The sequence below is a fragment of the Veillonella atypica KON genome, from assembly GCF_002959915.1.
In the GTDB taxonomy this organism is placed as follows: Bacteria; Bacillota; Negativicutes; order Veillonellales; family Veillonellaceae; genus Veillonella; species Veillonella atypica.
Map to the genome: position 1 here is coordinate 19,324 of NZ_PPDE01000006.1, position 22,681 is coordinate 42,004.

General features: G+C 46.1%; 25 protein-coding genes. All 25 read right to left on the bottom strand.

Annotated elements, in window-relative coordinates; genetic code table 11:
• Window positions 1-221 precede the first annotated feature (221 nt).
• The 25 genes from VAHSUH02_RS03515 to VAHSUH02_RS03635 all read right to left on the bottom strand — a co-directional run bounded on the left by VAHSUH02_RS03515 (window position 222) and on the right by VAHSUH02_RS03635 (window position 22,635).
• Window positions 222-503 (bottom strand): hypothetical protein, encoded by a 282-nt coding sequence (locus VAHSUH02_RS03515; protein ID WP_005382404.1) that lies wholly within the window; start codon window positions 501-503, stop codon window positions 222-224.
• A 12-nt stretch (window positions 504-515) separates the two neighbouring features.
• Window positions 516-1,469 (bottom strand): phage tail tube protein, encoded by a 954-nt coding sequence (locus VAHSUH02_RS03520; protein ID WP_005382405.1) that lies wholly within the window; start codon window positions 1,467-1,469, stop codon window positions 516-518.
• 12 nt (window positions 1,470-1,481) lie between these two features.
• Entirely contained in the window at window positions 1,482-1,952 is a 471-nt protein-coding gene (locus tag VAHSUH02_RS03525; protein WP_005382406.1) for a hypothetical protein, read from the bottom strand.
• Between the two features lie 2 nt (window positions 1,953-1,954).
• Window positions 1,955-2,632 carry a hypothetical protein gene (locus VAHSUH02_RS03530; RefSeq protein WP_005382407.1) on the bottom strand — a complete coding sequence of 226 codons (678 nt, stop codon included), beginning with the start codon at window positions 2,630-2,632 and terminating at the stop codon, window positions 1,955-1,957.
• On the bottom strand, window positions 2,629-2,928 hold the full coding sequence (locus VAHSUH02_RS03535; protein ID WP_005382408.1) for a hypothetical protein: 300 nt from the start codon (window positions 2,926-2,928) through the stop codon (window positions 2,629-2,631). Before VAHSUH02_RS03535 ends, VAHSUH02_RS03530 begins: the two co-directional genes overlap by 4 nt.
• 64 nt (window positions 2,929-2,992) lie before the next feature.
• On the bottom strand, window positions 2,993-3,325 hold the full coding sequence (locus VAHSUH02_RS03540; protein ID WP_005382409.1) for a capsid cement protein: 333 nt from the start codon (window positions 3,323-3,325) through the stop codon (window positions 2,993-2,995).
• A 17-nt stretch (window positions 3,326-3,342) separates the two neighbouring features.
• The gene (locus VAHSUH02_RS03545) at window positions 3,343-5,244 is read right to left on the bottom strand and encodes a prohead protease/major capsid protein fusion protein (protein ID WP_005382410.1); all 1,902 of its coding nucleotides are present in this window, start codon (window positions 5,242-5,244) and stop codon (window positions 3,343-3,345) included.
• A 2-nt stretch (window positions 5,245-5,246) separates the two neighbouring features.
• On the bottom strand, window positions 5,247-6,737 hold the full coding sequence (locus VAHSUH02_RS03550; RefSeq protein ID WP_005382411.1) for a phage portal protein: 1,491 nt from the start codon (window positions 6,735-6,737) through the stop codon (window positions 5,247-5,249).
• Entirely contained in the window at window positions 6,734-6,946 is a 213-nt protein-coding gene (locus VAHSUH02_RS03555; RefSeq protein WP_005382412.1) for a hypothetical protein, read from the bottom strand. The genes VAHSUH02_RS03550 and VAHSUH02_RS03555 overlap by 4 nt, the downstream gene beginning before the upstream one ends.
• A gap of 11 nt (window positions 6,947-6,957) precedes the next feature.
• Window positions 6,958-8,895: a phage terminase large subunit family protein gene (locus VAHSUH02_RS03560; protein ID WP_038148539.1), complete on the bottom strand. Its 1,938-nt coding sequence runs from the start codon at window positions 8,893-8,895 to the stop codon at window positions 6,958-6,960.
• The gene (locus tag VAHSUH02_RS03565) at window positions 8,825-9,334 is read right to left on the bottom strand and encodes a hypothetical protein (protein ID WP_005382414.1); all 510 of its coding nucleotides are present in this window, start codon (window positions 9,332-9,334) and stop codon (window positions 8,825-8,827) included. Before VAHSUH02_RS03565 ends, VAHSUH02_RS03560 begins: the two co-directional genes overlap by 71 nt.
• A 379-nt stretch (window positions 9,335-9,713) precedes the next feature.
• Entirely contained in the window at window positions 9,714-10,115 is a 402-nt protein-coding gene (locus VAHSUH02_RS03570; protein WP_005382415.1) for a hypothetical protein, read from the bottom strand.
• 30 nt (window positions 10,116-10,145) lie between these two features.
• A complete protein-coding gene (locus tag VAHSUH02_RS09645) occupies window positions 10,146-10,337 on the bottom strand; it encodes a hypothetical protein (RefSeq protein ID WP_146104598.1) in 192 nt (63 codons plus the stop codon).
• Between the two features lie 114 nt (window positions 10,338-10,451).
• On the bottom strand, window positions 10,452-11,129 hold the full coding sequence (locus VAHSUH02_RS09745; RefSeq protein ID WP_005382417.1) for a DUF3310 domain-containing protein: 678 nt from the start codon (window positions 11,127-11,129) through the stop codon (window positions 10,452-10,454).
• 4 nt (window positions 11,130-11,133) lie between these two features.
• A complete protein-coding gene (locus VAHSUH02_RS03585) occupies window positions 11,134-12,435 on the bottom strand; it encodes a DEAD/DEAH box helicase (protein WP_005382418.1) in 1,302 nt (433 codons plus the stop codon).
• 99 nt (window positions 12,436-12,534) lie between these two features.
• Window positions 12,535-12,744 carry a hypothetical protein gene (locus VAHSUH02_RS09650; RefSeq protein WP_146104599.1) on the bottom strand — a complete coding sequence of 70 codons (210 nt, stop codon included), beginning with the start codon at window positions 12,742-12,744 and terminating at the stop codon, window positions 12,535-12,537.
• Window positions 12,725-13,024: a VRR-NUC domain-containing protein gene (locus VAHSUH02_RS03590; protein WP_005382420.1), complete on the bottom strand. Its 300-nt coding sequence runs from the start codon at window positions 13,022-13,024 to the stop codon at window positions 12,725-12,727. The genes VAHSUH02_RS09650 and VAHSUH02_RS03590 overlap by 20 nt, the downstream gene beginning before the upstream one ends.
• 315 nt (window positions 13,025-13,339) lie before the next feature.
• On the bottom strand, window positions 13,340-15,805 hold the full coding sequence (locus tag VAHSUH02_RS03595) for a virulence-associated E family protein (RefSeq protein ID WP_005382421.1): 2,466 nt from the start codon (window positions 15,803-15,805) through the stop codon (window positions 13,340-13,342).
• A gap of 16 nt (window positions 15,806-15,821) precedes the next feature.
• Window positions 15,822-17,789, bottom strand: a complete 1,968-nt coding sequence (locus tag VAHSUH02_RS03600; RefSeq protein ID WP_005382422.1) for a DNA polymerase — start codon at window positions 17,787-17,789, stop codon at window positions 15,822-15,824.
• A gap of 12 nt (window positions 17,790-17,801) precedes the next feature.
• On the bottom strand, window positions 17,802-18,428 hold the full coding sequence (locus VAHSUH02_RS03605; protein WP_005382423.1) for a DUF2815 family protein: 627 nt from the start codon (window positions 18,426-18,428) through the stop codon (window positions 17,802-17,804).
• 2 nt (window positions 18,429-18,430) lie between these two features.
• Window positions 18,431-19,594: a DUF2800 domain-containing protein gene (locus VAHSUH02_RS03610; RefSeq protein ID WP_005382424.1), complete on the bottom strand. Its 1,164-nt coding sequence runs from the start codon at window positions 19,592-19,594 to the stop codon at window positions 18,431-18,433.
• Window positions 19,594-20,031: a hypothetical protein gene (locus VAHSUH02_RS03615; RefSeq protein ID WP_038148542.1), complete on the bottom strand. Its 438-nt coding sequence runs from the start codon at window positions 20,029-20,031 to the stop codon at window positions 19,594-19,596. Before VAHSUH02_RS03615 ends, VAHSUH02_RS03610 begins: the two co-directional genes overlap by 1 nt.
• 294 nt (window positions 20,032-20,325) lie before the next feature.
• Complete coding sequence (locus VAHSUH02_RS03625; RefSeq protein ID WP_005382427.1) at window positions 20,326-20,577, bottom strand: hypothetical protein; 252 nt, start codon at window positions 20,575-20,577, stop codon at window positions 20,326-20,328.
• 9 nt (window positions 20,578-20,586) lie between these two features.
• Window positions 20,587-21,999, bottom strand: coding sequence for a YadA-like family protein (locus VAHSUH02_RS03630; protein WP_005382428.1), 1,413 nt, complete (start codon window positions 21,997-21,999; stop codon window positions 20,587-20,589).
• Window positions 22,000-22,032: 33 nt separating this feature from the next.
• On the bottom strand, window positions 22,033-22,635 hold the full coding sequence (locus tag VAHSUH02_RS03635; RefSeq protein ID WP_005382429.1) for a hypothetical protein: 603 nt from the start codon (window positions 22,633-22,635) through the stop codon (window positions 22,033-22,035).
• Between the last annotated feature and the right edge of the window lie 46 nt (window positions 22,636-22,681).

The window sequence follows — 22,681 nt, forward strand, 5'->3', positions numbered from 1 at the left end:
GATGGCCGGATAATCAAATCCTGCTAGCCCTCCTGTGTGATATATGCGTTGACTGCGTGATAGGGTATACAGTTTCATAGCCAATTTTGTACCAAATAATAGGTGCGGAGGATTGTATTCACACTCCGAACAGTCGAAGGACTGCCGGGTGGCGGATTGTAACTCCCTACACCCTTGGCAATACTTCGGACGGTCAGAGGACATCCACCCCCACACCTCTTTTAGTTTTTTTCCGTTGCGTCTTGTACCTGGAATGTCGCTGTGATAACTTTACCCGCAAAGTCCATAGCTTCCTTATCAGATACAGTATTAAGGTCCTCATCACTGAGGCCATATACGTCCATCAAGATGAACCGCATAATGTCACGGCTACGAATGATACCTGCTAGTTGATCATCTTCTTCGACTGGACAATATACGAAGTCCAATCCTGCTTTAATCAACATTTCACGTTCAGACCATGTGAGGGCTCTTGCTTTTAGTTCCTTACCTTGAATCTTCATACTTACCTCCTATTAATATGCTGCTTGCGTATTAGTTAATTCGAATAGAACGGCAGATGCCTCAGCACCATCGCCGTAGTATGCTTTGAACGGCATTTCAATGTTAACGCCTTTAGGGCCATCGATACCTGGGGAGTTACGTTCGTAAATCAATTCAGGTAATTTGATAACCAAAGAGTTATCGCCTTTAGTAAGCGTTAATTCTAAGCTAGATTCTGTACCATTTACGGCTTTGTTCAATAAGTCCATGTTTTGGAAGAACGCTTTCAATGTACCAGATACACCGACAATACCTGTATCGATATAGGTACGGAACCCTTTATTACCGATAGCATAGGAATCACCATCCAAGCCGAAATCAATGTTAAGGCTTAGGGACAATACGTTAGCAACTGTCACGCCACCTTCTTTGATTGTGGCTTCCAGGTTTTCAAATGGAGTAAATGCAATTTGAGTAGGCGCTGTATCAAATGGCACCGCCGCCATTGTTTCCTTGCACCCCATTACGTCGATAGTGGCTGTTAACTCGGAGTCACCACCAAAGTTAAGCGCCATCTTATTCATCCGAACGCCGCTAAACTGTTGATATGTGCTGATATCCTTATAGCCTTGCTCGAATGTAGCGGATGGCATATCCGGACCGATTTTGAACACATGCTTATGCGCGGAACCTGCACCGGCTGTAGAAGTAGGCGCGCCAAAGGCTAATTTCAACCAATAGCCGAAGCCGATTACATCGACTGGTGGTGTAATACTACCGGATGCATCGATGTTACCACGGCTAGGCGCAGCTGGATTTCGCGTACCACGAATTACATTAGAATCATTTAGATTTTGACTTGCTTTTAGAGAGGAACTAATGATTGGCATAACCACGCCACCGGTGGACGGTGTAACGCCAAAGTCAGTCTCAAAAGCCATTGTTAATTTGGATTGTGCGCCTTGCGCACGTTTAGCTACTGCCATGTTATCCTCCTATTAATATTCAACGTGACCGCCGATTACGTGCGGTATTTCTATTGTGAATGTGGCCTTTCCTGGATACACAGGGCGCCACGATACATTATCCGTTTCATAGTCAATGTTAATGACTGGATAATTAGGGTTGACGGCCATAATACATTCAATGAGTAGCTGGCCAAGTTCATCGGTTTCAAAGGCACCTGTATAGGTAATGACACGGCCATTACGCTCCGCTTCCTTCCGATGTACGCCCCATACGAGTTGGAGCGTATACGAATAGGAGTCCGCAAGCCCTTCGGACTTTGAGTCCATAAGGACTATAACGCATGGGCAATCCTCCTCAAGAGGAGCCCCTGCATCGTCATACCCTACGAATATGGATAGGTCCTTACCGTACTTCGCCTTACAGAACTCATTGATACGATCATTATCCTTAATAGCCTCAACCCAACGGTTCGCAATCACTGCGAGTGGAATTGTTTGCATAGCTACCTCACTTTGTATACTCGATTACTGGAGCCCCATGAGGTATTACCAAGTGCGTACTCACCGATTTTCTTTTCAAGGAACGGTACGAGTTTAGGTTGAAGGGCGTTGCGCATCGGCCCGAAGGTTTCACGGGGTTTAATGGTGAAGGTCGTTTTCCCCTTGGCCAACTGGAACCCATGCGCAAATAATTTCTTACGCATGTTCTCTGTTATTTCCTTGGTGTAGCCCTTCTCTATCTGTTCCCCTAATTTCTTAGCTGAATTAGATAGCCATCCAACTTTGACCGATTCAGACTTAGCGTCGTACTGGTATCCTACGGCACGGTACATTTTGCCAAGAGGCGTGTATCCAACTGTGCCGGCTTTTACACCGCCCGCGATAAGTTCATCACGAGACTTATGTATCCAGCCTTCTCGGTCAGCCTTACCGCCTTTTCTGTAGGCTCTTCTAACTTTGGCGCCGAATGCTGCTTCGAGTTGTGCCCTCATAGCGGGTGGCATGAAATTAGCGTATTTCTTACCGCCTGGCGCTCCGGATTTAATGCCTTCCTTGATAGCCTTAGACATCATGAATCCCATCGACTTCATCGCCTTACGCATCCAATCGGGTTTCGTTTTAGCGATAAATTCAAGATACGGTGTAGCTCCATCATTAATGGTGATAGGCTCATTACTCATGGTCTCACCGTCCTTACGTTGGCCACGATTTCTAGGCAATGCATCTTATCGTCGCTATCGGAGATATGATCCACATACCACTTCTTGCCGTGGATGTAGATTTCATCCTTCGCCTTAGGGAGTGGTATATCCTTGGTCCGTATCCATATCTTCGCTTTATCAGCTAATCCGGTTACGAATCCCGAACCCTTGCCATCGTACTCACCGATTTCCACGCTCGCCTTGATGGTCTTACCTTCATATGTGATTTTCTCACCAAATGCCCCCAAGAGGACGTTTTCATCGTATGTATACATATTTGTACCTCATAGGTTTAACGGGGGCGTAGGGCCCCCGTTATCCTCATAATATAGCTATTGCCTACGCGCCAACTTTGACAGCTTGCACTAGCATAACGGTAACAGTATCTTGCGCAGCAGTTTTAGGCGCTACTGCGATACCCAATGGATTACCGCCTGTTTTAACGGCTTTATCTGTGTCAAAGTTAACTACGTCGCCGACTGCAAAAGTATCAGTTTTATTAGCTGTTACTTTGAATACGCCGGTTACTTTAATGGCGCCGACTTCACCGACTTTTAAATCTGTGACAGCCACGCCATGAAGTGCACCGGCTTCAACAATGTTACCTGCTTTGACTTCTGCAGTTGCAGTAATGTCAATGCGGTCAGTTTCTTGTACGAATTGTGTCATCATATATCGTTACCCCCTAATTATTTACCTGCGTTTTTATATAATCCACGGAAGTCAAGAGCACGTACGCCTACGTCCAATGCAACTTTATATTCGATACCATCTACGTCGAAGCCTTGACGAGTTTCTAAGCGTGGAGCTTCTACGCCGTTCAAGAATGTAGTTTCAATAGTATCGTGTTGAGTTGCATCCGCTACTAAGTACCATGCATCTGGGTCAGTGATTTCTGCATCAGCGATAACCGTGAATCGACCTTTGTATGGGTTAACCACACCGGAGTTAACACCTGCCACGTCTGCGGTGGAGTTCATGAGTTGGTATGCTACCATTTCAAGTTCAGGTGGAACGATTAAGTATTTAGGTGTGATGTTAAGTGTAGCCGTACCTTGGATACCCTTTTGACGGCGCATAGCAGTTACTGCTTTAGCAATAGCTTTTACAGATAATGCTTCACCTGTGGATGCAACGTTACCGTGTTTGCTGTTAAACAATGTAACGCCATCTTCCATTTCTACGTTACCTGTCAATTGTGCGTATACCATTTTGTTAACCAAACGTTTAGCCGCGGATCCGAAACGAGTTGCGATAGCGGAGAACATACCAAGGTCATCGTTGATGATAGCTTGACGAGTTAAGCTGAACAATTTGCCGTAAGTAGCAACTTTAGTACGTGCGGAAGTTTCACCGAATGTCATAGCTTTGAATTGGCTACCTTCTGGAACTAATTCCAAGTCGCCTGCTTCAGACAACGCTACGCGTGTAGCTTCTTTGAAGTCACGGTTAGAGCCTTTACCCGCCCATAATTGGTACGTAGTTTCTGCTTCGTTAAAGCCATTCATTACGGATTTATTTGCCAAGTTAGACATGATAGCAGGGAATGTGGATGTGGAGTTAATAGCTTCACGAGCCAATTCCAAATTATCACCAAAGTTAGCGCGAAGGCCTTCACGTTGTAATGCTTCACGTGCCAATTCAACTAAAGAATGTGCACGTAATTCGTTAGCACCTGGTGCCGGTTCAGCTACTTGAATACCTGCCGCCATTAATACTGCATCTTGTGCAGCTGCACGGAATTTATCGGATTCAGATTCGCCCATTTTAACGGACACGCCTGCGTTACGCGCACGTAATTGGTCCATAACCATTGCACGTGCTTCGTCAACGGATTTGCCCAATACGATTGCTTCGTCTGCGCCTTCAACATCGAAGTCGCGGAACATAGCAGTAATTTCAGAAGTACGTTTACGTTCTTCTTCCATAGCTTTCGCCAATTCTTCTTTTGTGATACCGCCTTCAACTGGAGCGGATTTCACTTCTGGAGTTTCAGTCAATTTTTCTTGTTCATCCATACCTTTGTTTTCCTCCTGTGTGTCAATACTTGTATGAATTTGAATATCATCTGCACTGCGACCTACGCCGACCGTAGGGTCTGCAGGTACGGATACAATGCTGATTTCTAAAGGTTCCCAATCCGTTACTACATATGTGTCCGGCCCTTTGAATCTGCCATTACTGGATACAGAATCTTTCTCATCAAGCGCTTCATAGCGTTTAATAGAGTATCCAACGCTAACACCTTGAAGCGTACCGGATTGGACTTTCTTAAATATGGCGTCGGATTGTTCATCTTCGTCAAAGCGTACTAGCGCTTTACCTCGATTATCTTCAATCCACACCTTTTCGATGTGCCCCACGACCGCATCACGATCATGGTTAAATAGCACGGTGCCTAAGCCATCGTTAAATCTATCGAGATTGATACATTCTTCATCATGGCAAAGGATTTCATCGCCGAACCAACGGCCATATGGCGTTTCGGAGGAGAAAGAAAGTTCTACCGTCCGATTGTCGGAGTCGACTTGGTCAATCGTAGATTCACGGCAATAGTTACCATAAATGCTACGTTTTTCATTTTCGTCCATTGTTAGCCATCAGCTCCTTCCTGTGATTGTTGGACGTTATTGTCACTATCTGGGTCCATCAATGGTTGCAACTCACTGGAATAATCAAGTAACACACCAAGCTCCTTGGCTCTATCTTGTTCGAGCTTCCGTTGTTCAAGAACTTCTTCCCAGTCACGCCCAGATGCTGCGCACACATCCTCTAAGGTTGTAAGACCGGACTTGATAGCTTCCTTATTGGCGGACACTTCCTTCACTGGGTCTATCCACGACCAACCTGGTGCAAGCCAAGATACTTCTTGGTACTTGTCCTTATTCGCCAAGTAGTCAGATGGTAGTTCACCAGCTAGGTACAATGCGTCAATAAAGGCTTTCCAAATCGGCATGCAAAAGTGCGCGATAACAAATGTTTGCCATTGTCGGAAGGTCTTTTGGTCCTCTAACAGATTTTGCCTTGCTGCTGAGAAGTTACCAGATATATTACGAGCCACGATATCCGCGCTCATTCCTAGACCAGAGGATATTCTCCGTGTCTGAGTTGCCGAGTATTCACTAGCAGTCCCTGCATTACGTTTAGGGTCTGCAAATTCAATGGATTCACCAGGGCTAAGGTGTCTAACCATGCCTGGTGCTAGGGTCATATTAGGACGTCCTTTACTATCCCTAGGTAGCATCGCCGTTTGACGTGCTGAATTTTGAGACGTTATGAACGCGCTATAACATGCGGATACACGTGCAGCAATTAGGTCTGCGTCCATGTATTCATCAATATCGTGGATACGGCGAAGGACTAATGCCAGGTGGCTCATCCCTCGAAGTTGAGAGGTACGAGTCGGCTTGAATAATAAGAACGCCTGGTTAGTAGTTAGCCGTAATGCGTCGAAACTGCGTAGCCCCATTGGATCGCTTTGATATACGTGATACGCAACTGGTCTCCCATATTCGTTAACCTCCACGCCGTTGATGATATTATTCTTACCATGTTGTAAGCTAACCGCCCCGATATTCTCCGCTTCAATCAATTGTATCGATAACGGAAGGTATTCGCCTTGTGCGGTTTTGTTGACTAGAATCTCGCCATCATACAGCATCCGCCGTAGCGCGATAGACTGCAATTCGTAAAAGTTAGACATACCTCGGACATCCGCGTTTTCAGCTTCAGTCCATTTTGCCCATGCTTTTTCGATTTTGTTGTTAAGGTTTGTATTTAACTTACCTTTACCGCTTCTTACCTTCGCCTGTGGCTTAATTCCAACGCCAATAACGTTACGAATTAAAGCCGTTACCACAGACTCCGCTAAGTCGCTGTTCATTTCAGCTGCACGAGCTCGACCTCGAATAAGATCACGTGCTCCGGTGGCCAACTGTTCAGCGGTGCCATAAGCAGGTTGCCAGTCACTGCTTAATCGGTCCATCGACGCCGCATCATATTGGCGGATAGCCTCTCGTGCTGCGATACGATTAAGCGCCCTTTCAGGGCTAACCCAACCGATTACCTTATCTAAGATATTCATCGTCCACCCCATGTCACGTATGCATCACTCTGGAAGCCGTTCGCTTCCTCATGAACGCGTTGCATTAACGTTTGTTCTCGTGCATATAACACAGGAAGGTCAATCGCTTTGAACCGCTTACCGCCAATCTGTAACTCGGAGTATCCTTTAGTTTCGATATCCTCGATGACTTCACGGATACGGTCCAATTGTTCATTTACATCGCTCATGGTTCACCTCCTTATCTAAACCAATGGTTCGTATTTCCCATTCCTACGCCGTAGTCGATGTCCTCGGGTACGGAATTGGACTCTTCATACTCTTCGGGCTCCGTTAAATACTTCACCCCTGCAATGTCTGCGACTGCAGCATTGTATGTACATGTATCTAGCAAGTGATTCGTAGGGTGTCCGGTGAGTGGTTTCCACTGCACCGTAACTTCACCCGTTTTCACATTGCGGATTTCTTGTTTTTCTTCCGACCGGAGATGGTCAGTATATTCTTGAGGACAATCCTTGAACAGATGGATTGTGCCTACCTCATCAGTTGGCCGTACCATCCGAGCAAAGATAAAGTCCTTCCAGTAGTCCGTATTAAGAACGTACAATTTAAGGCCTCCGATAACGCCCTTCTCAACACTTGACATGGAGTACGGCGCCGTTAGGGTCCTATGATTGGACGAACCTTTTAACGGAATACATATTTCCGGGAACCTTGCACAGAATTGGTACACCTCGTCCGTTCTGAAGCCTGAGTCAATGCCCGCCTTCATCACCTGTCTAGGTTCGCCGTATTCTGTTGGATATTCCCTGTTGACTATGATCTCCTCTAGGTCATCCCATGTACTGGCTTGGCCATAGTCGATGAGATAGGACTTCACGCCTGGCGCATAGGCCCTAACCTCCCACCAGAAGTGGTCAAGTTGTACGTCAACGCTAGCGATAAGTAGCGTTGCCTTATCCGGTACTACGCCACGCTCATAGGTTGATTCCGTAAAGTGTAGCGTTTGTGTGCTTTTCGTCTTAGCACTTCGCCAAGGTTCTGCTAGCCATGAATTGATAAAGTTCATAAGTTGGTCCGGGAAGTCTTTTGAAGTAAAGAACTCGTAAGCGACTTTCCCAAAGGCTATCCATGGCGAATATAAGGACGATAAGTGATAGCCAACCGAGCGTACTCGACAATCGGGTTCGTTTTCGGTTCGCCATTCTCCGTTACGGAGCATATCCATTTTGTGCTTATCGTGAATCGCTTTCTTACAATGCACGCATTCATAATAGGCGGTGTCCCTGATGCGGTCCTTATTGCCTTTAGCCTCATCGGGCCATTTAATCTGTTTGAACACGAGCTTTTGATACTCCCCACAGTGTGGGCACGGTACGTAGTACTCTTTCTGTGCGTGAGCCTGTTTAAAAGCTGTCCAGATATTGCCGTTTTCGACTGTTGGAGTTGATACCATCACGTGTTTGGCATCAACGAACGTTTTAGTACGTTCTGTGGCCAACTTAATTGGATTGGCTTCCTTGCCGGAGAATACTGGGTACTTATCAACTTCATCGAAGAATACATACTTGATAGCCCTTGACGCTAGGCTCGATGGAGAGTTAGCACCGGACAATACCATGTAGTTTCCTGTGTTGAAGTTGAGTTCTAACTTTGAACTTGCGTTTTCGTTGTACATGTTGGCCAGAGGTTCTGTGTTCGTGATCATTGGCTGAACACGTTTTTCACTATTAAACTTTGCCAACATATCTGTTGGATATACCATCATGACAGGCGCCTTAGATTGATGCAGTGCGAACCCTATCATGTTGAGTTCAGCTTCTGTCTTACCAATCTGTGCGCCAAAGCACAGTACAATCGATTCAATTAAATCATTGTTGAGCATATCCATAGGCTCTCTTAAATATGGAGTGCGGTGCGTGTGCCATGGCCCGGGTTCTGCACTAGTGCTTGGGAGTACTCTGAACTTATCGGCCCACGTGGAAACGGTGTACCGCTCCGGAGGCTTGAAAGCTGCGAGTTCTTGCGCCGTCCACGTAAACGATGTACTAGAATCGTGTGATGAATTGTAATGACATTGTTTATTCGGATTCTTAGAATTTTTAGAATTAACTTTTCTTCGCTTTCGTGTAGACGCCGTCGCGCGCGTAGCTTTCGAGGTACTCGTTGACACACTCATTCACCGTCCTCTCTACAATCACCCTTGTTTCTGCATCTGGAAATTCTTTGCTAACCGCTTTGGGTAACAGCCCAAGGGATGATTTCAATTCATTAACGCGTCCAGTCCATTCCCGAGTTACATCCTCGACCGCAATATACTGGCCCTCAAGAACTTCGTTCATTCGCTTTTCGCGTTTCGCTTTGGCTTCCTTGTAGTCCGCCTCAGCTTCAAGTTTTCTTTGAGCAGCGGATTTCGTTCCGTCCTTATCTTTAGACATGCCAAGCCACACAAGAACTTCACGAACATTCCACCAACCCGTGGCCACCTTCGGCATACCTGCACGATTGTGGCGTGATATCATTTCCGGACCGAGGTCCAGTATTTGGCATAGCACTTTTGTGGTGACAATGATCTCGCCGTTGTCATCAAACTTGACTTTGGGTCTTTCCGTGGCCATTTTTGGACCTCCTTCCGTAAGTGTCTATTGGTAGGGTACTTTCTACTTGAAAAAATTTTTCACATGCGGACAAACATCGCGCGGAGGCGACCACCGGCGATTTTCCGTCGAGGAAGTACCTTTTTGTTTCAAAAATTTTAAAAATAATTTTAAATATATTTAGGGTATTTCTTTTCTCATTAAAGCTAACAAAAAGGACTACGCGGTTGTTCGTAGTCCTCAATGCTTCGCTTCATGTTTGGGCTACTGCCCAGGAGAGAAGTGTAAGTACATGAAAGGTATCACTATGAACTACCCTACAGTGCGTGGACACGGCGCTCGTTTCCATATCCACACCCATAAGGTAACACAAAGTGCAACTATCATTTCATATCATATTTTAGAAATTTTCAAAAAGTTTGCAAAAAGACTTGACAGCCATCTTCCTTATGCGGTAGACCTGGGGCTCACTGTAGCGCATCGCCTCAATGACGTCCTTCATACCAAGGCCAAAGTAGTAGCGATACTCAAGGAACGTACGCTCACAATCGCTCGGCACTTGATGGATGATAGCCCATAGCTCATATCGTTCTCTTGATAGCCGCCTTGACTCCTCAAGCAAATCACGATACGCCGTCTTAAGATTTAGCTGTTGCTCGTCTGTGATGGGGTACTCACTTCGTGCTTCTTGCTCCAGGCGTTGCAAGTGTGCTTCAACGTCGGTTAGTCTCCTGTGACTATCCATCAGCCTTTGCAGTTTACTTATTCCAGGATGTGTCCCCCTACTCGTACGTTTACCCATACGTTCACATCCTATCAATACTATCCTGTGTCATATGTAATCCATCCCTTCTACAATCTTGTATAGCTCATCGACTTCATCTTCTATCGCTTCCAAGGTATCAGTAGCTTCGTCCCATCGCTCATCGTGATACCACGGATACGAATACGTCTTATCGTCGAACTGGTCATTACCAGCTTCCTTATATTCACGGATGACCTCTTCGCTTCGTACGTATGCCATCTCATACTGTTCTTCCAAGTAATTGACATATCGAACAGTGATTATGTATAAGTCATCCAGGTAATGCCCGTGGTCGTGTAGCAGTTTCTCGAAACTTGCACTGGTATGCATAAGCTACTCCCCAGTAATCCAACTTAAGAACACCCCCGCTTTCGCTAGGTCCTGAACTTCTTTCGCCGGATCCTTACGGCCTGCTCGAAGGGAATACTTTAATGCGTTACCCTTGCACCATCCTTTGAACTCTTCCGGCGTCAATACCGCACGAATGACGTCAACGCTCTCAACGGTTAGACCTGGCAAGGTGTAATGCTGTGGATGATGTACCGCATCGTTCATCGTCTCGTTAAGCGTACCATCAACCACAGGTACATCTATTGTCAGTGTTTCTGCTACTTCCGGCTTAGGCTCAATCTTGCCGTACTGCTTAGCTTTATCCTCATCCGTCGCTACGGATACTGTTGGCTTTGCTTTAGGCTCAGCAGGTTTCACCTTAGACGGCGCCTTATATTCATGTTTTAAAGCCTCTCGACATTCCGGACAGTTGACAGCAGGTCGACCTTTACCAGTTTGCTCGAACTCCTTGCCACACACATTACAAATAGTCATCTTAGATGATGTCTCTGGTGTAGTAGGTGGCGCTTCTGTCTTTTTACTGTCTTTTACTGTCTCCGTTCTGTCTTTGCCTTTAATGATACTCATGATATCGTTGAACCCTTCCTTACAGGTAGGGCACTCTTGCTCGTTACCGGTAGCCTTGAATAAGCTTCCGCAGGTCTTACATATTCTGCTCATAGTGTTATCCTTTCACATATTTATCAATCCGCGCCTTCAATGACTGAAGGACATATTCTTGTGCTTCGTCTTTCTTCTCTAAGGCTTCCATCATGTCCTCGTCCCGTGTACCTACGGATATAAGGTGATGGATGATAACCTTTTCATTTTGCCCTTGACGATGCAAACGCTTGTTCGCTTGTTGATATAGCTCAAGGCTCCAATTAAGCCCGAACCATATTACATGATTACCGCCATCTTGTAGGTTTAGACCATATGCAGTTGATGCGGGATGTGCTAGTAGTACGTCAATCTTGCCGGCGTTCCAATCGAACTCTTCATCGGCGCCTTTTAACTCTCGTACACGCAGATCCGTTTTTGCTAAGGCTTCCTTCAACCTGGCACAGTCATGTTTGAAGTTGTAGAACACTAACGCCGGCTTGCCGTGTAGCTGTTCGATAAGCTCCATAAAGGCTTCTATCTTGCAATCATGGATCTCATGGACATTCCGCGCATCATCATACACAGCGCCGTTGGCCAACTGTTGGAGTTTGTTGGATAACGCAGCCGCACTCATGGCGGTGATTTCTTCATCTGCTCCAAATACTTCAAGGACAGCATCACGTTCCATGCTCTCATAGGCTTTCTTCGCCTTAGCGTCTAACACCACAGGCACCGTATCGTACACAATTGGTGGTAGGTCTAAGTAATCGCTAGCCTTCATCGATATACATAATGGCGCTATGGCTGACATAATCGCATCATCTGTATTCGCCTTTGGCTTGTAACTGTAGATCACATCACGACCTCGTTGGTCCGGGTCAAAATAATGTTCCCTAAATGCGGTGTATGTCTTACCTAATGTTTGGCCACGGTCTAATAAGTAGACCTGGGCCCATAGGTCAATCAACCCATTCGGCGATGGTGTGCCGGTTAACAGCACCATTCGGTTGATATGGTTGTACATGTTCGATAAATCCTTGAATCGTTTGGCACGATGAGATTTAAAGGAACTCGATTCATCAACTACCACCATATCGAATGGCCATGCGTTCTTATAGTATCCAACTAGCCACGATACATTCTCGCGATTGATGATGTAGATATCCGCCGGTGTATTTAGTGCTTGTATGCGTTTCTTTAATGGCCCCAGTACTGTGGATATTCTAAGAATACCAACGCCGTCCCATTTGGCCGCTTCACGTTGCCAGGTTGCTTCCGCTACCTTCTTAGGTGCTATGATAAGCACCTTCTTAACCTGGAAGTAGTTGTATTTCAACTGGTATATAGCGGATAGGGTTATGATAGTTTTTCCTAAACCATTCAACCCATATCCAAGAACAGCCCTATCTTATGTTGCTTAATCACTCGTGAAATACAGTAATCTTGATAGGGATGGGGCTTGAATATCATACGGCATCACCTCCTAATCCTTAATCGTGCATCCGTATTTTGCCTTTTGCATCTTATGACGAATCTTTCGAACGTTTGTCATGATATATGACTGTACGACGGTATCATCATGATCCTTCGCTTTTTCGTACTTACTAAGTAATTTGTACAAGCTATAATCGGAACACATCCCATGACAGCCAGGTGTACGCCTGGTACAGTTCTTACACGGAACTCTCGCCATGAATACCACCTTCATTCGTTAGGTAGTCCTTAACGGCTTCAGGGCCGTAAAGGATGTAAACGGTCTGCAGTAGGCTCAATAGTTTCTTGCACTGCACATCCTGTAGTTGGCTTAATCGACCTCGGGTCGTTTTAAGCTCTACGAATTGAACGGTACCGTCCGGCCATATCACAATCCGATCAGGCACTCCGACGTTGCCAGGCGATACGAACTTATAGGCCTTACCGCCCAACTCTCTAACACCCCGAACCAATTTCTGTTCGACTAGTTTTTCAAGCATCTATCACACCTCCATTTTGAGATTATCATTTACGCAAGGTAACAAAGTTACGATTTTTTTCTTTACATATAGATACATACCCTATTTAACCCCGTTTAACCCCTATAACGTACTTAAATATATATATTTCTACTACATATATATATAAATGTTACCTTTATATATAATAAGTACTATAAATATAGATAAATACTAGGTTTATTAGGGTAACATTCTAGGTAACATTCGGGTAACATTCGGGTAACATAGTAACATTCTCAGGTAACATTCTTTTTGAGAATATGGGGGTATTTTCAGGAATGTTACCTTCGAAAATTACATCAATCCAGGTATAATTGAGAATCCTCTTTGGGCTCCATAAGGCCCAAATTTTTTCATCGAATCAAACCTCATTAAGAATGGAATGTTGTCTAAAATTTGATTAAGCTCTCGGCTGTCTGACTTCTTCATCCAAGATAATGGACGTCCAAAACATTCAACCCATACTTCTGCAGCACATACCCTGTCACGGAATACTAGCACCTGTCCAGGTACCGCATGTGTGCCTGACATAAACATGTCACGTGCTTTAGGTGACATCGTGCTCCAGTTTTCAGGTACTTTCTGTTTCAAGAACTCAGCTACCACACCTGCCTTAGCATTTCCTTCCATATGGCTTTCACGTGCTAAATTTGCAAGGCGAAGCACTTCCTCATTATCTTCAATAATTAAGCTTTCACCTTGGCGGTATCTAGCTTTGGCCTCCGCCCACAGCTGATCCACTTCGCCCGGTAAATTCTTAAATACATTTTTCGTTGGTTTCTTTAACCCTAATTGAATTGGCCAGAATCGGCGGTTGCCGGTAATGTCCTTTAAGAACTCGTGTTGGTTAGTGGAGCCAAAGAACACGCATTGGCGTGGATATTCTTCAGTACGACGGCCATAGGCCTTTCGGAATACGTCGACCTGGCGTGATAAGAATTGTTTCGATGCATTTTCTTCCGCCTTCGAGTATCCGGCCATTTCACCGCCTTCAACTAACCAACTATTTTGGATGCTTTCCGCGGCTTCTTTACCATCAAAGGTGTTAAGCCCATCAGCGTACCAATCCTTGCCCATGAGACGTATAAGGGATGATTTCCCTATCCCTTGGGCACCGACTAATACAGGCATCGTGTCATATTTACACCCTGGCTCGTAGGCACGTGCTACCGCAGCTACAAAGGCCTTGCGACCTACCGCACGGGTATACACATTATCCTCCGCCCCTAGGTAATCAATGAAGATTGTATCTAATCGTTCCACACCGTCCCAGATGAGACTGTCTAAATAATCGGTCACTGGGTTGAACGCGTTTTGTTTCGCAATCAATAGCACGCTATCAAGGACCTTATCCTTACCCGTGATATCGAAGCGGTTCTCTAAGTACCATTGAATGCCACTATCATCGGTGTCAGTCCATATGCGTTTACCGTGTTCCGATAGCGCCCATGGTAAGGCGCCCATCGCCATATACCGACTACCGAACTTATCGTACGCGATACGCCCCTTGATAGCCGGGTCATGTGTTAATATTTTAAGAATATTATCACGTGTCTTTTTAAGCCCCTGATTATCGTTATATTTGAGCCCGGCGGACTTCATCCATTCAGTCTCGAGCATAGCGTTGGCATCAAGGTCAGTTACATCGGTAGTATTAGAATTACTTATCGATTCTTGGAACACGTTCGTAGCTGACTCACGTGCACGTTCTTGTTGGATACTGATGGCCACCTCTGAGTCCTCAAAGGCTAGCTTACTCATCGCCAGGAACGATGGCATCTTATGTGGTGGTGTGCTGTCCTTGGCTGTCTCGTCGAGGTCGTGGAATTTATGAAGTCGAACCAGGTCAAAGGCGTTCACGAGTTGGCCCCCGCACGGATCCGTATTGTGATGTGAGTATAAAAACTTATCATCATCGTAGATTACGGCACCGCCGATGGTAGAACCCTCGACGTAGGTTAAGCGGTCGTTAGAACCGTCAACATATACATATGCGTGAGGTAAGAACGTATCGATAGCCTCACGGATGCCATACTGCCTACAAAAGGCGCCTACGATACCATGCTTGGATAACGGATCCTGTTGCTTCGTAAGAAGCTGTTTCACTCTAACCGATGTCTCAGAGCCTGGTACCTGTGGCCATGACGCCACGTCCCGCCAATCGGTGTACTCCGCTAGGATGCCATCGGCAGATAAGAACGGCTTATCTGCAAATCTGAATACATATTGTGCATCGCTAGAACATCCAGGCCAGTACATGAGCCTTGAAGCCTCGAACGTGGTCGAGTCCATCATGCCGATACCGATTAAACTGGCCACCTTACGAGCGATAGGCTCGTACTCATCCGGTGTCATGGTGCGGTCGGTTGGAATGACTACCCGTAACCGTGGTCGGTGTGGCGTGTGTGAACGCGTACTGTACACGGCGTACGCCATACCTAACGTGTCCACTGTACGCACTACATTATCCGTTTGGCCAGGCTCAATGGCATCGAGGTCAAGGGTAATAAGGTCACGGCCTGTGACATTAATCGCCTTACGTTGGAGACCGATTAAGCTACCACCAACGAAACCCCCGATGTCCTTCAGTTTAGCCTGCGCGGACTTTGGAAGCTGATGATACTGCTCAACTGTTTCCGTAGTACGTTGTGGTGTACGAAGTCGTTCGATAAACTCGGACCACATCAGCTCCGTTTGAATCCATTGTTTAGACGTGCGACTTTGGCCTACGCTAATTATTAGTTTTTTATCATTAATCATATGGCCAACGCCCTTTCTAATCCTTCATATAATAATCACTGGTGAATCCGGCGGCGGAGAGGTGTAACCCGTCAGCCCAGGGAATCGGAGCCCCAAATAAAGCGTTAACCTTATCAAGGGTTTTCTCCTTACCCTCGGAAGGGATTTCCATAACCGCTTCATCGTGGATGTGCATAGTAATCGGATACCCTGCTATCGTCAATCGACGTAACGTAACTGCCAGGCAGTCTCGAGCTACGGCTTGGGTAATGTTTTCGACAAGTTTTCCGCCGTATGTACTATCATCCACCCAGGCGTTGTTGAATTGCGCCTTGAAATGGACGGCGTCCTTACCGAATTGGTTTTCTTTGATATACGCACCAGGGTAAAATAGCTTCCGCCCGCTTGGCAACTCTATCGTCATGTAGCGATAGCCGTATATCGGATCAATTTCTAATCGAAATATAATACCGTGGTCAAGGCCCATAGGGTTGCCTGTGGTTACGGTATACACGGCAGCATTTTCTACCTGGTACCATAAGTCCCGAATACGTGGTGACGCTTCACGCCATAATCTGACAATGTCCGGAAGTTCTTCTTCCGAAAGGCCCATATCAAGGGCGCCCATAGCCTTTAATGCGTTGACGCCTCCTTGATACCCAAGGGCCAATTCTGCGACTTTACCCTTTTGTCGAAGGTGTCCGTTTTCGCCGTGTTTCACGACTGGAACGCCAAACATCGAGGATGCCGAGGCGCAGTAGATATCACCATCATGGGCGAATACTTGTTGGCGCCACTGCTCACAACTTAGCCAGGCGATAACCCGTGCTTCAATGGCGGAGAAGTCAGCCACGCATAATGTCTTACCCTCTGGGGCGATAATAGCCGTACGGATTAATTGTGAGAGCGTATCGGCTACATCACCATACAAGAGTTCAAGCCCTACACGATTACGATGTGCCACGAGGGAACGTGCGACGTCAAGCGTTTCGATGTAGTTTCTGGGTAGATTTTGGACCTGTATCAGCCGACCGGCCCATCGTCCAGTACGATTGGCTCCGTAAAACTGTAACACGCCTCTGAGGCGATAATCTGAGCCCCAGGACTCTTCCATCTTGACGTACTTCGATACAGAGGACTTGGCCAGTTTCTTACGTAACATAAGAACACGTTTGGCCACCTGGTTAATATCACTCTTGAGAGCGCTATCAACTGTATTCTTAGTTAAGTTAGGAAGGTTGGCCCCTGTGTTGGTGTTAATCCAATTGAGGAGTGCTTGCGTAGAGTTCGGATTGGCAAGCCTTGTGATTTCTTGGGCTTCCTTTGTGAGGATGTTCGTGTTTTCTTCATCGATGCAAAGGGCTCCGATAACCATTTCATGGTCGATAAGTACACCGCGATTATTAATTTCAATATCGATGTACCAATCGTTCCAGGTCTCATCAGGTACAGGAAACGACGCGAGCCGTTTATAACATTCCATTTCAGTGACTACGTCTTGACGATTGTATTCGACATAGGTTCGCCACTTTTCAGGCTCGTGGTGTGGCAGGTTACGAGTTCGACCGCCGTTAGATTTAGTCGGGTTACAAGGAATACTAAAATATCGGATTAAAGCTTTACCGGCTTTATCCTTTAATTTATCTTGAGGTAATCCTAAAGCCACGCCTAACTTAGCAAGGCCCATAGGATACCCTAAGTAGGCTCCGTGTATCATCGTACAGTGCCATTGACGTAATGGAGTAGTATATCCGGCCTTGTTTAAACAGGTGATTTCAAACTGTGCATTGTAGGCATGTTTAATTACATCCGGATTTTTGAGGTCTGCAAGCACCTCATCCGGTATTGTTTCACCCTGTGCTAGATCCACAACTTCAACCTGGCCAAAGTCATACGCATATGCGAATAGGAGGATTTCGAAATCCTCCGCTTCGACATATTTGTATACCCCCGCGCCAATGTCATTTGACGAAAACGTCTCTATATCAATGTTGAGATGGCGCATAATGGCCACCTATTACATTGGAAGGCCAGTAACAGGGTTGATAGCTGGAACGGCTTCAGCACCACCGAATACATTTGCTGCGCTACCTTGAGGAGCTCCGAATACGGATGCAGCGGATGCAGGTTGGCCCCCGCCAAGAGGTTCGCCGTCACGTACCTTTTGTACAGGGCCTAAACCGGCGGAGATACCAGATGATTGATTGTTATAGAAATAGAAGTTAACCAATACATTGGCATACATGCCAGAATATACTTGGCCAGGTTCAGTAAGTGGCTGACCTTGAAGGTCGACTACTTCTGGCTTGAATTTCATGGATTGAGACGCGTTGAATACGTAATGACCTTTACATTCAGGGCCGTATTCTTTACCACCTGGCGTGTATCCGTCGCCATCGTGGAGTGGTGTTTTAGGTTGAGCCGGAACTTTGGCGCCATGTTTCACACGAGCATCGGCAATTGCTGCGTCGATGGCTTGCTGAATTGCTTGAACTTGTGCGGTATCTGATTTAGGTACAAGGATCATCGCGCTATATTTGGCTTCGCTGAAATTGTTTGGGTTAGTGTATGGTTCAAGTAAATGAACGAAAGATAAACGTACGTTTTGTAAAAGGACTTCTGTTGGTTTGCATTGAAATGCCATAATTAGTTACCTCCATTGGTATTAAATACTTGCGCCGCACTAGGTTGGTTAGTGATACGTGGGCGCTTATCCGTATCAACTACAAGAGTAGGTTTGCCAGGGTTCTTAACGACCTGGTCGCCTACGAGTTCATTAAAATCTTTCTTACCGATGGCCTTTTCAATCTGAGCCAAGGTAAGAACCTTACGTTCATAGAGGATAGATTCATCTACCCCACCATTGATAAGGGTTTGAATAGCGGTATCTCCATCTTGGAACGCTCTGGAGCCTCTGCCCTCTACGGCTTTCCAACCTGGCACCTCCGCACCGGCTAAGGATTCAGATAAAGCGTATTCCTTGATATCTTTGTACCAGGATTCGATATCTTTGCCGTGCTCTAGGTATGTACCTAGTTCTTCAAGGCTAATCAGACGAGGGTCTTGGTTCGTGAATACATGCATCGCATCGAAATGCGCACATCGTGTTCTGCATTGAGCCTTTGCCCTACAGAACCCACACCAGGCACCAGCCTCAAATGTGTGGCCTTCCATTTCGTAGGCCTCTTTAGCTTTCGGTGCGACTACCTCCTCACCCCATTTACGAAGCTCATCGGAGGACATTTCAAACTCTGAAATGTTGTTAACACGAGGCTGTACAATGGTCATCTTAATAGTATTGAACTTATATAAGAGACTGTAATCGTGCATAGCCCCAAGCGCGTATAACATCATTTGTGGATTATGATCCGCATCAACTACAACACCTTTACCGTGTTTATAGTCAATGATATGGAGCGTATCACCCGCTAAGATGATGCAGTCCGCAGTACCAAAGCCTTCAGGTACATACTGGCTAAAGTCAACACGCTTTTCGATGACTACCACAGGAGCGACCTTGTAACTTAACATGATGGACTTGATGTATTCGAGATACACGTCTGTAGTTTCGTCCATCTCAGGTGCCCATAGCTCATTCTTTTTGATTTTGTTATACGCCCTGGTGTAGGTACCTTTGGCCATTACCGTAGTGTATTTTTTTAGTTTCAATTCACATAGTTCATGTGCGAGGGTTCCTTCCTTTGCATATTCTGATGTAGTATCAGGGAAGGTCGCCTCTAATCGAGGCGCCCCCGTACAATGTAGCCACCTATGGGAACTTGATGCGCTTAGTAGCGCATGGCTAGCCATTAGATTCGAGCCCCCATGTTGCGAAGGTCAACTACGAGATTAGGGAATTGGTCTTTTGGAAGTTCAGGAAGGCTTGCCACTTTGTATTTTTGCATCAAGCCAACGATTTCATTCGTCCGGCCTGCATCCATTAAAGGTTGCAATGCCACCTGAATTTCTTCTAAGGTATATTCTTTAACCGGTGCTACAGGTACGGCCGGAGTAGGCGGTGCCTGTTGAGGTTCTGGAGTTGTTGGTACCGACACAGATGTCGGTACCACAGGTGCTACTGTAGTAGGTTGAGTGACTGGAGCCACCGGCGGAGCTTGGACTGCGGCGGGTACCACCGGAGCTGTGGGCGGTTCTTCCGTTGTAGGTATATTACTGTAGCTGAGGAACAATTTAAGTTCTTCACAAAGAGATACATAGTTTTTTGCTTCAAAAGTAATTCTGATCATAAGGAACATCCTTTCTAGTTAATATCTAAATAATGCCGTTAACATGTAGCAGCATGAGAACGCAAATGCCTAAGATGATGAATACGACTTGGCATGCTCTAGTCACCCAGGTATCAATCCTATTAAGTCTCTTCGTAACAATCTTTTCACGTTTAGATTGTTCCCTGAGGGAGCTTCTAACATCCCACGGACTAGGTGGAGCGGTTTTATGTACTTCCGGTGAAATCATCTGCTCTATTGCAGTATCTTTCGCTATCCGTTTTCTTCTATTTTTCCGAGCCAATTGCATCACCTCTAAGATAGTTTTTGACTTGGCGATGTAAAGCCTGGTTTATCAATAAATTCCATAACCGTACAGGTTACTGCCTTTGCAAACGCGTGCGGGTCTCGGCTATAGTCGTGAGTGATAGCTACTACCGCGCTAGCTAACATCGCGCCAAGTACCTTCTGGTCGGTTAATGTGGTTCTACATGCACAACGGCAGGAGCTGTAGTCTTTGCTCAAATCCATATTGATTGATAGTGTGTGAGTTTTAGGTTTATTCATAATGGCCTCCTAAATACGACGTTGCGCAGCAACTTCTTGAGTTAACTCGTCAACCAATCGTTCTAACTTACTGATACGGCTTTGCGCATCTTTGGCTTCAGCGAGGTAATCAGACCCTTTGCCAGTCTTAAACGCAAGATTAATGGTGTACTGATTTTCAGCACCCAATGTCATACCCGCACCAATCAGTACACGTTCATTAGGGCGATAGAACGCTCCCAATGCTACTGCGTTAGCATTGCGGTAATGCCCATAGCTAATCGCAAAAGATGCTTTATCATTACGATTAAATTCAAGCGGATGCAAGCCACTTAATGCAGCACTAGATGCCCCCAACTTGTTAATGCGTTGGTTTGTAGTATTGATGCGGTTGTTGATTTCACCGGCCATGTTGTATTGGCGGTTTTCCAAATTCGTGATACGTGTTTCATGATTAGCAGAGGTGCCTTGAAGTGTGCTGATATCAGCCGTATTAGTACGCACCTTTGCACCAATAGTATTAATCTCATCGTAAGCAGCGTATAACTGGGAGCCGTTGACAGCGTCCAAGCTGTCAGCCTCAACGCGCCCTGCACTCACGTTTTGGAGTTGTCGATTATATTGAGCCACACCACCTGCACCCGTGCGAGCTTTGGAGCCAAAGGATACGACGGCGCCTGGTTGTTCGCCTGCAAATACGTGGCGAGTGCCGTTGATTGTAATGGCATCAACACCTACCGCATCATCGGTCACCGAGTTGGTGCCAATAGCCACCGCGTTGGCGCGGTCAGCAATTGTGTTGTTCCCGAACGCTACTGCATCTGTGGCTAATGATTTGGCATGTGTGCCGAATACAAGAGCACCTTGGCCATTAGATTCGGAATTAGAACCAAACACCAACTGTTCCTTTTGGGAACCGATTTTATTGTTGTAGCCAACTACGGCGGACTGGCCACCAGCTACTGTGCCATTGTTAGCACCAACTGCGACGGAGTTTTCACCAGTCACGTTGTTGGAACGACCAAAGGCCACGGAGCTTTCGCCTGATACGAACGCGCCATTCCCGATAGCAACGCTATCATAGGACGCCGTTCTAGCCTGGTTGCCGATAGCGATGGTGTACTCCACTAGACTTTCTGCATGCGAGCCAAACGCGAAGGAGTTACGGCCGGATGCTTTGGCATCATTACCGCCGGCAAAGCCGTTTTCTCCAGATACGGAATTATTAGTGCCAAAGGCGATGCCGTTTGGAGCAGATACTGTATTTTGAGTGCCCGCGATGAAGGCGGATGTAGCATTTGTAGTTGTTGTATTATTAGTGCCAATAATAAGGCTTGCATCACCATTAGCGGTGCCATTAGGGCCTAAGTTACTACCTTGTGCGAATACATTAACCGCTAGCGCGGAGATTGCGAGCGTGGATACAATTACTTTCTTGTTCATAGTTGAATTACCTCGTATAATATAAGTGTCAAATTATTTTGATGTGGCCGTGTCAGTATTCCCAGTACTGATGCGGTCGTTTTCTTTTGGGCGTTTAAGAATATCGAAGTCAGAAGGACCGCCGATATCAACTTGTGCGTGTGCCCAGGTGTCATAGTCGAATCCAAATTTCTTAAGCTCGACTACGGCCTGCTTCCCTGAAGCGGAACGATCAATAATGCTATTCAATGCATTCCGCGCTGACTTCAACTTACGAATCTCAATTTCGTAAGGTTTGGCCACTTCTAGGACTGCACGCCACTTTTGGCCCTTCTCGGAGTTAACATCAAGATTGTCATACCACCATTCGTGGAGTGGTTTGCACATGCGTTGGATGAAGTTATCCGCATCAGGTACAAGCTTATTAGCTAGTGTGCCATAGCCCAGTTCTTCCAAACGTTGGGCGCCTTTCCGTGCTTCACGTAAGCCATTAATGACTTTGTGGAACGCTTCAGCAGCTGCTACACGTCCGTCAGCCTTAAGGCTAATGTAGTGTGATTCGAGCGCTACGCTTTCCGCTTCTGTTTGTTCCAGGAGCCGAGCGTTGTACAGACTTCTAACAAAGGTCCGTACGTTGTTCTTTGTAGGGTTCTGCATAGGAACCTCCTTTCTGCTAAATTGCAAAATATACTACTTGGGCTCC